The following is a 14164-nucleotide window of genomic DNA, read 5'->3' on the forward strand; positions in this document are numbered from 1 at the left end:
GCGTGAGAGATGCTGTGCTCATGGAGCTTGCGGACACCGTGCGGGGCCGGGCCGAGGGGCCCGGCGAGATGACGGTCGGGCGAGTCGCCGGGCTCGTCGGCGTCAGCGTGCGCACCCTGCACCACTGGGACGAGATCGGGCTGGTCGTCCCCTCGGCCCGCTCGTGGGCCGGCTACCGGCTTTACAGTGCCGAGGACGTCGCCCGGATCCACCGGGTGCTCGTCTACCGGGAGACCGGGATGCCGCTGGCCGAGGTGGCCCGGGTCCTGGACGACCCGCACGTCGACGCCGTCGCGCACTTGGCCCGCCAGCGCGAGCTGCTCCGGGCCCGCATCGCTCACCTGACCCGGATGCTCCGGGCAGTGGACACGATGATGGAGAGGAACAGTATGGGGCAGAACCTGACTCCGCAGCAGCAGGCCGAGATCCTCGGCGCCGAGTGGGACCCCGCCTGGCAGGAGGAGGCCGAGGAGCGCTGGGGCGGCACCGAGGAGTGGGCGCAGTCGTCCGCCCGCAAGGCCGCCATGACCCGGTGGGACTGGGCGTGCGTCGCCAAGGAGACGGGTGCCCTCGAGGCCGACCTGGCGGCCGCCATGCGCGAGGGCGTCGCCCCCGGCAGCGAGCGGGCCAACGCCCTGGCCGAGCGGCACCGAGCGAGCATCGACCAGTGGTTCGACGCGACCTATGCCAAGCAGGTGCTCATCGCCCGCGGCTACGTCGCCGACCCGCGCTTCACCGCCTACTACGACAGGATCGAGGACGGCCTGGCCGCCTGGCTCAAGGATGTCGTCGACGCCAACGCCGCCGCCCACGGGGTGGACCCGGCCACCGCCGTCTGGGAGTGAGACGGCGCCGGCGCTCTGCCGGCGTCGAGATAGACATTTTCGTACGAGATAGACGGTGACACCGCCGACCTCGTACGAAAATGTCTATCTCGGGGGGTGCGGCGCGTCAGCGGGCGCGCATCCGGCGCACCGCCTTGCGGGCCTCGTCGAACCACAGCACCAGGGAGGCCATCGCCACCGTCACGCCCCAGTGCACCGCGTCCAGGCTCGACGTCGAGAACGCCGCCTGCAGGAGGGGCACCTCCACCACGGCGATCTGCGCCGCCACCCCCAGCGCGATCGCGCCCCACAGCCACCGGTTGACCAGCAGGTGGCTGAAGGCGCTGACCGTCTCCGAGCGCGAGTTCAACGTGTTGAACAGCTGGGCGAGCACGAGCGTGGTGAAGGCCGCCGTGCGGGCCGTGGCCAGGTCGTCGGTGGACACCCCCGTGATATCGACCAGCCCGCCCGGCAGGAAGATGTCGAGGGTGCCCAGCGTGGCGGCCGCCATGACGGCCCCGATGAGGAGCACTCCGCCCCACATGGCGGCATCCACGACGTGGTCCTCGGGCCTGCGGGGCGGGCGCCCCATGACGTCCTCCACGCTCGGGTCCACGCCCATGGCCAGGGCCGGGGCGGAGTCGGTGATGAGGTTGATCCACAGGATCTGCGTGGCCATGAGCGGCAGCACGACGCCGGAGGCCGACTGCCCGCTCAGGCCGATGACGCCGGCCAGCACCACCCCGCCGAAGACGGTGAGCACCTCGCCCATGTTCGACGACAGCAGGTAGCGCAGGAACTTCTTGATGTTGTCGAAGATGCGCCGCCCCTCGCGCACGGCGTCGACAATGGTGGCGAAGTTGTCGTCCGCCAGCACCATGGCGGCGGCCTCCTTGGTCACCTGGGTGCCGGTGACGCCCATGGCGACGCCGATGTCGGCCGCGCGCAGGGCCGGGGCGTCGTTGACGCCGTCGCCGGTCATGGAGACCGTGTGACCCTGCGACTTCAGGGCGCCGACGATCCGCATCTTGTGCTCCGGCGCCACCCGGGCATACACGTTCGTGGACGCGACGGCGTCGGCCAGGGCGCCGTCGTCCATGCTGCTCAGCTCGCCGCCGGTGAGCACGTGGGCCCAGCGCTCGGCAATGCCCAGGTCGGCGGCGATGCGCCCGGCCGTGGCGGGGTGGTCGCCGGTGATCATGAGGACCCGGATGCCCGCCCGGTGCGCCTCGGCGACGGCGGCGGCCGCCTCCGGGCGGGGCGGGTCGATAATGCCGACGACGCCGGCGAGCACGAGGTCGCTCTCCAGGTCGGAGAGGTCCGCGTCCCCGCCCCCGGTGGCGAGGGCGACCCGGCGCGCCTCGTCCTCCTGAAGCACCCGGTAGCCCACCCCGAGGGTGCGCAGCGCTCGGCCGGACATGTCCTGGATGTGCTCGACGAAGGAGCCGCGCCGCTCCTCGGTGAGCGGGACGGCCGCCCCGACGACCCCGCCGGCACCGTCGTCGGAGCCGCCGACGCCGGAGCCGGCGCCCCCGACTGGGCCGCCCTCGCGGACCCGGGTGCAGCGCTCGAGGAGGACGTCCGGGGCGCCCTTGGACACGATGATCGTGGTGCCGTGCTTGGCGTCGGTGTACAGGACGCTCATGAGCTTGCGCTCACTGGTGAAGGGCACCTCGCCGACCCGCTCGAAGCGGCCCTCCCGGCTCCCCTGTGTGCCCAGCTTGCGCTCGGCGACGAGGAAGGCGCCCTCGGTGGGGTCGCCGACGACGCTCCAGGCGCCGTCGTCCACGGCCAGCTCGGCGTCGGAGGCCATGGCCCCGCCGGACAGGACCACGGTGACCTCGTCGCGCAGGGCCCCGGCCAGCGGCTCGGGGTCGGGTCGCCCGTCGCGGTCGGCGTCGGGGGCGACCTCGCCGTGCGGGGCGTAGCCGATGCCGGTGACCACCGTGGTGCCCGAGGCGGTCGCGACCTCCTGGATGGTCATCTCCGAGCGGGTGAGGGTGCCGGTCTTGTCCGAGCAGATGACCGAGGCCGACCCGAGGGTCTCCACGCTCGTGAGCCGCTTGACCACGGCCTTGTGGAGGGCCATGCGCTGCACGCCGAGCGCCAGGACGACCGACAGGATCGCGGGCAGCCCCTCGGGGACAGCGGCCACGGCCAGCGAGACCCCCAGGAGGAGGGCGTCGATGAAGGTCTCGGCGGTGCGCTCGGTCGCCAGGAGCAGCAGGGTGGCCACGACGACGACGGCGATGACGACGACGATCGCCCCCAGCGTCTTGGAGATGACGTGGATCTCCTTCTCCAGGGGCGTGTCCTCCTCATCGACGGCCTGCAGCATACGGGCGATCCCGCCCATCTCGGTGCCGGCGCCCGTCGCCGTCACGACGGCCCGCCCGGTGCCCTGGGCCACGGAGGTGCCGCGGTGGACCATGCAGGAGCGGTCGGCCAGGTCGGCGTCGGGGGCGACGGCGTCGACGGTCTTGGCCACGGCGTCGGCCTCGCCGGTCAGCGAGGACTCGACGACGCGCAGGGAGGCGGCGGACAGGAGCCGGGCGTCGGCCCCCACCTGGTCACCCTCGCCCAGGACGAGGACGTCGCCGCGGACCAGGTCGGCGGAGGGCACCGTGAGGCGGCTCCCGCCGCGCAGGACGGTGCTGGTGGCCCGCGTCATCTCAGACAGGGCGGCGACGGCGTCGGACGCCCTGCTCTCCTGGACGAAGCCGAGCACGGCGTTGAGGGTGATGACGGCCAGAATGACGAGCGCATCCACGGGGACGCCGTGCGCGCCCTCCAGGACCCAGGCGATCGCGGAGACGACGATGGCGACAATGAGCAGGTAGACGAGCGGGTCCTGGAACTGGGCCAGGAGGCGCCGCCAGGCGGGGACCGGCGGCTCGCTCGGCAGCTCGTTGGGGCTGTCGGAGCCGAGGCGGCGGGCGACCTCGGCCTCACTCAGGCCGGCGTCGGGGCTGGTACCGCAGGCGGCGGCGACGGCGTCGGGGCTCTCGGCGAAGGGTGCGGGTGGCTGGGCACTGGGCGTGTTCGTGGGTGCGGTCGGCGCGCTCATGAAGAGACTGTAGCCGCAGCCCCATCTCGTCGAGAGAGACATTTTCGTACGAGATAGACGGTGACACCGCCGATCTCGTACGAAAATGTCTCTCTCGAGGGGCGCCAGCGTGAGGGACGTCCGGGGCCTCAGGCCAGGGAGGGCTGGAGGCCGAGCGTGCCCACCAGGTGCGCCCGGTAGGCCGGCGAGGTGACCTCGTCGAGCCAGGCGCGCGCCGAGGCCAGGCGGCCCTCGATATCGAGGCGCTCGGTGACCTCCTCGTTGCCCTGGGTCGTGGTGAAGCGGGTCAGGGCCGCGATCGCGGACTCTGCCTGCTTGCGGTCGCGCTCGACCTTGGCGTCCACGCGCTCCGCGTACCAGTCGGAGGCCAGGATGTTCTCCCGCTCGAACAGGGCGCGCAGCTCCGGGCTCGACAGCGTCCACCCCTCCTCGGAGCGCCCGGAGTACATGATCTCCAGCAGCGCCTTGAGCGGCGGCACGGCCCACTGGATGGAGCCGTCGTCGACGTAGTGCTTGGCCACGGCCCGGTGGGTGGCGACGATGACCTCCACGGAGTCGGCGAAGATCGCCGGGTCCTGCAGCTCGGGCCGCAGCATCTCCTCGGTGAACACGACGTCGGGGTGCAGGAAGATGCGCCCGAAGTAGGCCGTCGCGAAGGCGGCGTTCATGCGGTAGCCCAGACGCGAGGCCTCGATGCGGCGGCCCTCGTGGTCGAAGTCCTCCAGGCGCTCCAGGTAGCCGGCCTCGATCAGGGCGCGGGCGTCGCGCTCCTGCGGGGTCATGCGCGAGAAGATCTCGGGCACCAGCAGGGAGATGTCGTGGGCGACCTTGACCTTCGGGCCGATGTAGCCCGCCGAGCTCAGCCAGCCGTCGTAGCCGCCCAGCGCGTAGGACAGCAGCGCGGCGTTGAGGTCGTAGACGGGCGGCAGCGCGTTGAAGGGCGACTTGGTCAGCGCCCCCTCGCTGCCCGCGCCCGTGGTGGAGGGCGACTTGCCGGTCATGGAGGAGATGAACTCCATGAACAGCTCGGGCAGCTCCATGTAGTGCAGCGGGTTGTAGGCGCACAGCGCGGGCACGCCCGGCTCGGGCGGGTTGTTGCGGCGTCCCGCGGCGACGACGTCGACGCCGTGGCGCGCCGGGGCGGCCAGCGGCGCGTCCCGGTACAGGTGGATGGACAGGTCGGCCAGCGCGACGTCCCGGGGGTTGGCGATGTCCGGGCGCACCTGCAGGTAGCGCGGGTTCCTGGTGGGCGCGCCGCCGACCAGGCGCGGGTTCGCCGTCGAGGTCCAGTAGGTCTCCTCGCGCGGGTCGGCCGCCTCGGGGATCGCGGCCGCGCGCCGCACGAGCTCCTGCATGGGCTCGGTGAAGCGTGACAGGCCGGGGGCGTCGGCGACCATGGCGCGGGCGTCGGCCGGGGTCAGCGGCTGGTAGTTCGAGATGAACAGACCCGTGCCGGACATGTCCCGCTCGGTCTGCTTGTCGTAGCCGCGCACAATGGCGTCGTCGGGGCGCTGGAAGAGCAGCGACTCACAGTTGGTGACGAACTTGCGCGAGACGCTGGAGCCGGCCGTGGACTCCAGGCCGCCGGGCGCCACGATCGAGGAGGTGATGTCGTCCTCGGTCTGGACCTTGGCGGCCGGGGAGAAGTCCGGGCGCAGGGACAGCAGGCGCCAGGCGCCGTCGTCCTCGAAGCCCACGCGCAGCATGTTGACCTTGATGACCTCGCCGTCCAGGCGCAGCGAGTTGCCCTTACGGCCGTTGATAATGCCGACCGAGAAGTGGCTGCGCCAGTCCGCGCCCCAGCCGGGCTGGTAGTAGCGCTTGACGGTGAAAATGAGCTCCTTGATGTGGGCCGGGATGGACTCCAGGAAGGCGTTGTACTCCTCGGTGTACATGCTCGAGGGCGTCAGCAGCTTGATGACGCTGCCCAGCGAACGGCGCTCGGACAGGATCGGGCGGTGGTGGGCGCTCTTGTTGGCCGGGTCCACGAAGCGGTCGGCGTAGTTGCCGTCCAGGATCTTCTGCACGGCGTCGAGGTCGGCGTCCACGTCGCCCACGTAGGCCTCCCCGAACACGAAGGCGTCCAGGAGGGACTTGGAGATCTCCGACTTGCCGCCGCCGGAGACGGTGGCGGGCTTGTGCGCCTGGGTGGCCCACGGCGCGGTGCCCACCAGGTGCCACTGGGTGGCGTCGCCCTCGCGGTGCTTGGCGTGGACCCGGTAGCCGCCGGGGGCGATGTAGACCCGGTCGGCCAGCAGCGGGATGGAGGCCTCCCGGCCGTCCGCGCGGTCCCAGGTCACTGTCTGGGTGCGCATGGAGAAGTGCGCGCCCGCGGGCACCAGGACAATCCCCTCGTCCGGGCGGCCGTCGTCGTCGAGCAGGACCGCCGAGCCGTCCGCGCGCGCCTCGAAGCGGCCGGGGTTGCGCGCGAGCACCCGCTCGACGGTGGCGCCGGCGGGGGTGTGGACGTCGGTGTACTCCTGGCCCAGGTTGTAGCGAGGGAAGGCCAGGGCCCCGCCGGAGTGCTCCTCCTCCACGCAGCCGAACAGGTTGGCCGAGTAGCTGATCTGGGTCTTGACCTCCTTCTTGCAGTAGCCGTAGTAGTTGTCGGCGATAATGGTGACGATGACGCCGCGCTCGTCGCGGGCCACCAGCTTGAAGGCCTTGCCGTCGTTGTAGAGCTCGTCGGCGCCCCGCCAGCACATGCCGTCGCGGCGCTGGCGCTCGGTGGCCTCCTCCCAGGCCGGCAGCCCCAGCTCCTTCTTGGTCAGGCGGGTCAGGTGCGGGGCGAGGATGACGCAGCCGGTGTGCCCGGTCCACGACTCCGGCGCCAGGGAGGCGTCGTTCTCAGGCAGGTAGGGGTCCCCGCCGTTGCCGAAGATGCCCTCGACGAAGTCGAGGTTGGACACCAGGCCGCCGGGCGCGATGAAGCGGATCTCCATGGAGCGCTCGGCGGAGAAGCCGGGTACCTCGGGCACGACGACGGGGCGCAGCAGCAGGGAGACGAAGCAGCGGGCCGGATCGGCCTGGGTGGAGGCCCACGGCAGGGTCATGAGGTCGTCGGGGGCGTCGACGGCGGCCGCGAGGACGCGGGCGAAGACGTCGCGGGGCACGGCCTTCTTGTCGTCCGGGATGGGCAGGCCGCCCTCGGCGACGTGGAAGACGCCGGCGGTGGTGCGGCGGTCGTTGCGCGGGTTGTGCAGGACGCCGGAGAGCACCCTGTAGCTCTCGACGTAGTCGGAGGTGAAGCTGGTGGCGTCCACCGGCAGGGACAGCGCGCGGGCCAGGCCCGGCTGGTCCAGGACGAGGGTCGCCCCGGGCAGCTTCGGCTGCGCGGCGGCGCCGTCGAGGTAGGAGTCCAGGAAGGCCTGGATGCGCCGGTCCGCGGCGCACGGGCGGTTGGCCAGGCGGCGGGTCAGCTCGCGCTGGCGGGCCAGGATCGGCGCCACGAGGCGGTCGGTCTCGCGGTCGAAGTCGGAGCGGGCGGCGTGGTCCGGGACGGGGGCGCCGAGCAGCTCCAGGCGCAGCGCGATCGCTGAGTTCGCTGAGTTGGTGGGCGCGGCAGGAGAAGAGCTCATGGCGCCGAGCCTATGGCGGGACGCGACACACGCCGGTCTCATTGGCCCGCGGGGAGTGTCGGCGACTCCCGGCGACTCCCGGCATCCGTGACGTGCTGCACACCACGAAGAGGGCGAGCGGGTCTCCTTGGTCACGGAATCGGTTACTGATTGCCACCGGGCGCATGGGGCGACGACGACGCCGGGGCGGCAGGCCCGGGCTCGGCGGAGAGGGGGAACCGCGCCGTTCTGCGCGATTGCCGGCAGCGCCGAGGCCGGGTGGACGGTGGGGCGCCCGCGACCCGACGGCGAGGAGGGGCGCGGGTCATGGGTTTCATTCGGGAGTCTCGCAGGCGCTTCCCGCTGTTCATGGCACGCCGAAGCCGCCATACTTGACGACAGTCCGTGACGGCAGTGCGCCGTCGTCCGCACAGAAATGAGGACCGCGTGGCAGACTCCGCTAACAAGGGCAAGCGACCGAAGGGCACGAAGCTGGCTCAGGCCGCGAGCCGCTACACCGGCCAGGGCGGTGCTCGGCAGACCGGGCCCGTCCCCGTGGGCGGCGCCCGCGGGAAGAAGGCGGGCGGGCGGCCCGGTGTCCGGCAGGAGGCCACCAGGCGCCGTCGCTGGATCAACTACCCGCGCGCCGGCAAGGGCCCGGTGATGCGCTGGATCCCCGGGTGGCGCTTCTACCTGGGGAGCTTCCTGCTGCTCATCATCCTGGCCGTGGGGGCGTTCGCCGTCGCCTACGCGATGGTCAAGGTCCCCGAGCCCAGCGAGTTCGCCCAGGCCCAGACGACCACCGTCTACTACGCCGACGGCACCACCAAGATGGGCGAGTTCGCAGACGTGGACCGCACCATTATCGATACCAGCGGCTTGCCCGACTACGTCGGCAACGCCGTCGTCGCCAGTGAGGACCGCACATTCTACTCCAACAACGGTGTTGATCCCAAGGGCATTATCCGCGCCTTCGTGAACAATATGCGCGGCGGGGACCGCCAGGGAGCGTCCACCTTGACGCAGCAGTACGTCAAGAACTACTACGTGGACACGACGTCCTCCTACTCCGGCAAGTTCAAGCAGGCCATTATGGCCATCAAGATCGACCGGGAGATGAATAAGAAGAAGATCCTGGGCTCCTACCTCAACACGGTCTACTTCGGGCGGGGCGCCTACGGCATCGAGGCTGCCTCCAACGAGTTCTTCGGGCACCCGGCCTCCGAGATGACCGTCTCCGAGGCGGCGCTGGTGGCCGGCATCCTGCCCGCGCCGTCCACCTGGGATCCCGCCATCAACCCTGACAAGGCCAAGGAGCGATGGCAGCGCGTCCTCGACTTCATGCTCGAGGACGGCTACATCACCCAGGAGCAGCACGACTCCGCGACCTACCCCCAGACCGTGAGCTCGGAGAGCACCGAGACCTACGAGGGACCGAACGGCTACCTCCTCCAGATGGTGCGCAACGAGCTCCGGGACGAGAACGGGGCCAACCTGAGCGACCAGCAGATCGATACCGGCGGCCTGAACATCGTCACCACTATTAACAAGGACGACCAGGATGCCGCCGTCGAGGCCGTCAAGAACCTTCCTGAGGGGCACGCGGACAACCTGCACGTGGGGCTGGTGTCCGTCGATGCCACGAACGGCGGCATTCTGGCTCTGTACGGCGGTTCGGACTACCTGACCGACCAGGTCAACTCCTCGACCCAGGCCGTCGCCCAGGCGGGCAGTACCTTCAAACCCTTCGCGCTCATCGCCGGGCTGGAGGGCGGGCTGACCCTGTCCAACAGCTATGACGGGTCCTCGCCCATGCAGATCGGCGACGGCACCTTCACCAACTTCCAGGGCGCGCAGTACCCCCGGATCAACCTGATCCAGGCCACGACCGACTCGGTCAACACCGCCTACGTCCAGCTCAACCGCGACGTCGGGCCCAATGCCACCAACGAGGTCGCCACACGCGCGGGATACCCCGACGACACGGTCGGCATGAACTCCTACCTTCAGAACGTGCTCGGATCGGCCTCCCCGCACACCCTTGACATCGCCACCGCCTACGCCACCTTCGCCTCGCAGGGGACGCGGCGCGACACCCACATCGTCTCCACGGTGACCAACGGCGCGGGATCGGTGTCCTACACGCCCTCCACTGACGGGGAGAAGGTCTTCTCCGACGGCGTCATGGCCGATGCGACCTATGCCATGCAGCAGGTGGTCAACAACGGCTCGGGCAAGACCGCCCAGAGCCTGGGGCGCCCCGTTGCGGCCAAGACCGGCTCGTCCAGCGACAACAAGTCCGCCCAGTTCGCCGGGTACACCCCGCAGATCGCCACCGCGGTCACCCTCTACCAGGCCGGCGCGAACGGTGAGGAGGAGTCGATCACCCCGTGGGGCAAGTACGACGAGATCACCGGATCGACCTATCCGGCCGACATCTTCACCGACTACATGACCACCGCCCTGAAGGACCTTCCGGTCGAGGAGTTCCCCGATCGCACCCAGGGGTCCTACCAGGCGGGTGCCCTCGACAACGGGACCCCGGCGCCCGCCGAGGTGGACAACAGCACTCCCGAGCCCCAGCAGCCGCAGGCTCCCGAGCCCACGACCGTCCCCGAGCAGCCCGTCGGGCCCGGGCAGGGCAACCAGGCCGAGACCCCCGGCAATGGCGATAGCGGTGGCGATGGCGGCGGCGGCGGGCTGAACCCAGGCTCAGAAGACCGGACGCAACCAGCGAATCCGCAACCAACGGCCCCACAGAAGGATCCGGAGCAGCCGAAGAATCCCGATCCTCCCAAGCAGCCAGACCAACCTCAGAAGAAAGACAACGGCCGCTGACGACGTCGCGGGGCGGGCCCCGGCTCCTGCCCCGTCGTCGTGAGTTGCCCCGAGCCGCGGCCGGGCGCTGCGCTCCTCGCGCGCCCGCGGTCCATCGTGGCGCACCGCACGCCGCCCGGAGGGGTGCCCGCCTTCCGGGCGGCGCACCGTCTCCGGTAGTGTGCGGAAGTCAGCCCCGTCGTCGGGCATCCGGTCGGCGGCGCGGCCACACGCATCACCCTCCTGTCACGGAAAGGCCGTGACCGCTTGAGTCCAGAGGAGGTGGGTACCAAGCATGCGTCATTACGAGATCATGATCATTCTCGAGCCCGAGACGGATGAGCGCACCATTGCGCAGTCGCTCGAGAAGCTGCTGCAGGTCGTCCCCAGCAACGGGGGCACGGTCGACAAGATCGATATCTGGGGCAAGCGCCGTCTCGCCTACGACATCAAGAAGAAGTCCGAGGGCTTCTACGTCGTCGTCGATATGACCACCGCGCCCGAGACCGCCCAGGAGCTCGACCGCCAGCTCGGCCTCAACGAGTCCGTTCTGCGCACCAAGCTCCTGCGTCCCGAGGCCTGAGACCGACCGGGAACGGAGAGAAGCATGGCTGGCGAGACCACCATCACCGTCATTGGAAACCTCACCGCGGACCCCGAGCTGCGGTACACCAGCAGCGGCATCCCCGTGTGCTCGTTCAGGGTGGCCTCGACCCCGCGCGTCCGCAACCGTCAGACGGGCGAGTGGTCGGACGGCGACCCGCTCTTCCTGGGGTGCGAGCTGTGGCGCGAGGCCGCCGAGAACGCGGGGGAGTCCCTGAAGAAGGGAATGCGCGTCATCGTCCAGGGCAACCTGTCCCAGCGCTCCTACCAGACCCAGTCCGGGGAGCAGCGCACCGTCTACGAGCTGAAGAACTGCGAGGTCGGCCCGTCGCTGTTCCGCGCCCGCGCCCAGGTCACGCGCAATGAGCGCGGCGGCGGCTACGGCGGCGGTTACCAGGGCGGTGGCGGCCAGGGCGGCTACCAGCAGAACCAGGGCGCCCCCAGCCAGGGGGGTTCCGGCGGCTACAACGGCGGCGGCCAGGGCGGCTACGGCGGGGGCGGCGGCCAGCAGCCGACGTACAACGCTCCGGCCGGTGGCGCCTCGGACGACCCGTGGGCCACGGGCGGGGCGACCAGTTTCGGCGACGAGCCCCCGTTCTGATCCTCCGGGGGCGCCGCGGGTCGGGCCGACGACGGCTTCGGTCCGCCAGGCCGGCCCTCATTGCGCAGTGCGCCGCCGGCCGGCGCCGCGCACACATCACATCTCGCATGAGCGCATGGAGCGCTTGGCACCATGAGCGCCCGAGGCGCTTGAAGCAAGGAGTACCGAACTATGGCGAAGCCCCAGCTTCGTAAGCCGAAGAAGAAGATTGGCCCCATCAAGGCCATCAAGGTCGGCGCTATCGACTACAAGGACACCGCCACGCTGCGGAAGTTCATCTCCGACCGCGGCAAGATCCGCGCGCGCCGCGTCACCGGCGTGTCCGTCCAGGACCAGCGCAAGATCGCCAAGGCCGTGAAGAACGCCCGCGAGATGGCGCTGCTGCCCTACTCAAGCTCTGCTCGCTGACGGGAGGAGGAAGGAATGACCACCAAGCTCATTCTCACGCACGACGTGTCTCACCTCGGTGAGGCCGGTGAGGTCGTCGAGGTCAAGGACGGCTACGCACGCAACTACCTCATTCCCCGCAAGCTCGCGACGCCGTGGACCAAGGGCGCCCAGCGCCAGATCGACCAGATGGCCGAGGCCCGCCGCAAGCGCGCCATCGCCTCCCTGGACCAGGCTCAGGCCGCCCGCGCCTGGCTGACCGAGAACGTCGTCACGGTCACCGCCACCGCCGGCGCGAACGGCCGCCTCTTCGGCGCCGTCACGACCGCCGACCTCGCCCAGGCCGTCAAGGATGCGGACGGTCCGGCCCTGGACCGCCGCAAGATCGAGGTCGTCCCCCCGATCAAGTCCACCGGCCGTCACAGCGCCTCGGTGCGCCTGCACCCCGACGTCGTCGCCCCCCTCGAGGTCAACGTCGTCGCCGCGCGCTGACGGCCGGTTTTCCGGCCTTGCTGGCGTCCGCGAGGCCGTACCCCCGTACCCCTGCGCGCCCGGTCGTCTCAGGCGCCGCGGCCGTACCTTCAAGGTACGGCCGCGGCGCCCCGTCGAGATAGACATTCTCGTACGAGATCGGCGGTGACACCGTTGACCTCGTACGAGAATGTCTATCTCGACGCAGGAGGGGGCGCAATGCAGAGGCAGAGGGAGTGGACTGCTGCCGGGCGTGCTTCGACGGCGCGGTTTGTATGGCACGACGACGCTGACGTCCGGCTCCTGCGCGCGTACAGTCGGGCCGTGCACGAGGGCGGCCGGCTCGTGGCTGAGGCAGTGCGCGGAGGACGCCCGGGCAGGTGCTGCCGCGCACCGCGCCATCCCGACGAAGAATCAGCACCAACCAGCAAGTCCCGCCAAGCCGTCGTGAGTCAGGTCTCAGGACCGGCGGAACCCCTTCTCCGTGGTCACGAGGAGGCGCTGACCGCGCGTGTCCGGGTTCTCGGCGGCCGCGAGGATCTGGGCCGCGGCATCATCGAAGGAGAGCGTCGGCAGGCCCGGCACCTTGGCGACCCGGTCCAGGGGCAGGCTCACGGCCGCGCCGGTGGCGGCGGCGTCCTTGAGGTTGACCGGGTAGAGAATCGTCCACGGAAGGCCCGAGGCCTGGAGGAGCCTGTCCGAGGCGTCCTTGTCCGTCATGAAGCCGCCGAGCACGTGGCGGTAGACGAACCGCATGTACCAGGAGGCCTTGCCCGCCGTGTCGCCCGCTCCGAAGGCGGAGACGAGTACGAGGCGCGGCGCCCCGGCACTCTTGAGGCCCTCGATCACCCCGGGCAGGTTGGTCTGCATGAAGGACTTGTCCGAGGGCTTGCCGGTAATGGCCACGACGACGGCGTCGGCGTCCCGGGCCGCCTGGGCGATGGTCTCCGAGTCGGTGGCCGACCCCCGGATGACGGACAGGTTCGGGGCGGCCGCGATCGCCTCGGGGCGGCGGGCCACGACCCTGACGTCATGACCGGCTGCGAGGGCTCGCGACAGAATGCGGGAGCCGACGTTGCCCGTGGCTCCGATGATGGTGAGCTTCATGGTGTTCTCCTTAAGGTGCGCGAGTATCGGGCCCGACGCTGTCGGGCGGGAGGTGGTAGTCGCTCTGTGAATGGGCGGGCGAGTGGCTGTCGCTGGGACGGGGCGGCTCAGGAGCCGGTGTCGGTCGCCTCGAGGTCGCGTCCCAGGACGGTGGCCAGGACGGACAGGCACAGGTCGATGGCCTCGCCCTGCTCGGCGGGGCCGGCGTCGGCGATGTCCTGGCCGATAGCCGTGACGAAGACGAGCCAGGCGTGAAGGCTGCGGCGCGTTGCCGGGGTGTCCTCCGCCCCCGTCAGAGCGAGGATGCGCTCGATATGCGTGCTTCGGCTGCGCTCGACGACGGTGCTGATCCCTGCCGGGTCGCCGGTCGCGTAGAGCTCGCGCAGGCCTCCGCTGGCGGAGTGGAATCGGGCGAGGTAGGCGCGCAGGGCCGCCTCGGCGTTGTCCCGCGGGCTCAGACTCGGGTCGATGTCCGTGTCCGCGAGGAGCTGGTCCGCCTCGGACTCGAGGACGGCGCGCAGGAGATCCTCCTTGCCCGGGAAGTAGTGGTAGACGAGGGCGCGGGCCACGCCCGCCGCCTTGGCCACCGCGCTCACGGAGGTGCCGATGACGCCGTAGCGGGCGAAGTGCTCAGCGGCGACGCCGAGGATCTGGCTGCGGCGTTCCTCGGGGGCAAGACGCGAGCCACTCTTGTTGGACATGTGGCCAACATAGATGGAAGTTAGACACG

Annotated in this window: 10 protein-coding genes; 6 read left to right on the plus strand and 4 right to left on the minus strand. The window is 70.6% G+C overall.

Translation table 11 applies throughout. The features are described from left to right. Positions 1-14 precede the first annotated feature (14 nt). On the plus strand, positions 15-845 hold the full coding sequence (locus O145_RS04495) for a MerR family transcriptional regulator (protein ID WP_043560356.1): 831 nt from the start codon (positions 15-17) through the stop codon (positions 843-845). A gap of 106 nt (positions 846-951) precedes the next feature. On the opposite strand, the gene O145_RS04500 is transcribed toward O145_RS04495, so the two are convergent. Both O145_RS04500 and O145_RS04505 read right to left on the minus strand, forming a co-directional pair. Further along, positions 952-3891 carry a cation-translocating P-type ATPase gene (locus tag O145_RS04500; protein ID WP_043560273.1) on the minus strand — a complete coding sequence of 980 codons (2940 nt, stop codon included), beginning with the start codon at positions 3889-3891 and terminating at the stop codon, positions 952-954. Positions 3892-4019: 128 nt separating this feature from the next. Next, positions 4020-7469: a PPi-type phosphoenolpyruvate carboxykinase family protein gene (locus O145_RS04505; RefSeq protein WP_043560275.1), complete on the minus strand. Its 3450-nt coding sequence runs from the start codon at positions 7467-7469 to the stop codon at positions 4020-4022. A gap of 426 nt (positions 7470-7895) precedes the next feature. Between O145_RS04505 and O145_RS04510 the strand changes: the two genes are divergently transcribed. The 5 genes from O145_RS04510 to rplI all read left to right on the plus strand — a co-directional run bounded on the left by O145_RS04510 (position 7896) and on the right by rplI (position 12348). Then, positions 7896-10286 (plus strand): transglycosylase domain-containing protein, encoded by a 2391-nt coding sequence (locus O145_RS04510; protein ID WP_043560278.1) that lies wholly within the window; start codon positions 7896-7898, stop codon positions 10284-10286. A gap of 274 nt (positions 10287-10560) precedes the next feature. Next, positions 10561-10848 carry a 30S ribosomal protein S6 gene (gene rpsF, locus O145_RS04515; protein WP_043560280.1) on the plus strand — a complete coding sequence of 96 codons (288 nt, stop codon included), beginning with the start codon at positions 10561-10563 and terminating at the stop codon, positions 10846-10848. A gap of 24 nt (positions 10849-10872) precedes the next feature. After that, positions 10873-11469 carry a single-stranded DNA-binding protein gene (locus tag O145_RS04520; protein WP_043560282.1) on the plus strand — a complete coding sequence of 199 codons (597 nt, stop codon included), beginning with the start codon at positions 10873-10875 and terminating at the stop codon, positions 11467-11469. Positions 11470-11640: 171 nt separating this feature from the next. Further along, on the plus strand, positions 11641-11877 hold the full coding sequence (gene rpsR / locus O145_RS04525; RefSeq protein ID WP_043560285.1) for a 30S ribosomal protein S18: 237 nt from the start codon (positions 11641-11643) through the stop codon (positions 11875-11877). A 15-nt stretch (positions 11878-11892) separates the two neighbouring features. Beyond that, positions 11893-12348 (plus strand): 50S ribosomal protein L9, encoded by a 456-nt coding sequence (gene rplI / locus O145_RS04530; protein ID WP_043560288.1) that lies wholly within the window; start codon positions 11893-11895, stop codon positions 12346-12348. A 438-nt stretch (positions 12349-12786) separates the two neighbouring features. On the opposite strand, the gene O145_RS04535 is transcribed toward rplI, so the two are convergent. After that, positions 12787-13434, minus strand: a complete 648-nt coding sequence (locus O145_RS04535; protein WP_043560289.1) for an NAD(P)-dependent oxidoreductase — start codon at positions 13432-13434, stop codon at positions 12787-12789. Positions 13435-13541: 107 nt separating this feature from the next. Next, positions 13542-14135: a TetR/AcrR family transcriptional regulator gene (locus tag O145_RS18580; RefSeq protein WP_052374668.1), complete on the minus strand. Its 594-nt coding sequence runs from the start codon at positions 14133-14135 to the stop codon at positions 13542-13544. Positions 14136-14164: the final 29 nt, after the last annotated feature.

The sequence above is a fragment of the Actinomyces israelii DSM 43320 genome (assembly GCF_000711965.1).
Taxonomy (GTDB): domain Bacteria; phylum Actinomycetota; class Actinomycetes; order Actinomycetales; family Actinomycetaceae; genus Actinomyces; species Actinomyces israelii.

Coding starts and splice junctions, on each gene's coding strand:
- O145_RS04520 (WP_043560282.1), top strand. CDS start 10,873: ATGGCTGGCGAGACCACCATCACCGTCATTGGAAACCTCACCGCGGAC.
- O145_RS04505 (WP_043560275.1), bottom strand. CDS start 7,469: ATGAGCTCTTCTCCTGCCGCGCCCACCAACTCAGCGAACTCAGCGATC.
- O145_RS04535 (WP_043560289.1), bottom strand. CDS start 13,434: ATGAAGCTCACCATCATCGGAGCCACGGGCAACGTCGGCTCCCGCATT.
- rplI (WP_043560288.1), top strand. CDS start 11,893: ATGACCACCAAGCTCATTCTCACGCACGACGTGTCTCACCTCGGTGAG.
- O145_RS04500 (WP_043560273.1), bottom strand. CDS start 3,891: ATGAGCGCGCCGACCGCACCCACGAACACGCCCAGTGCCCAGCCACCC.
- rpsF (WP_043560280.1), top strand. CDS start 10,561: ATGCGTCATTACGAGATCATGATCATTCTCGAGCCCGAGACGGATGAG.
- rpsR (WP_043560285.1), top strand. CDS start 11,641: ATGGCGAAGCCCCAGCTTCGTAAGCCGAAGAAGAAGATTGGCCCCATC.
- O145_RS18580 (WP_052374668.1), bottom strand. CDS start 14,135: ATGTCCAACAAGAGTGGCTCGCGTCTTGCCCCCGAGGAACGCCGCAGC.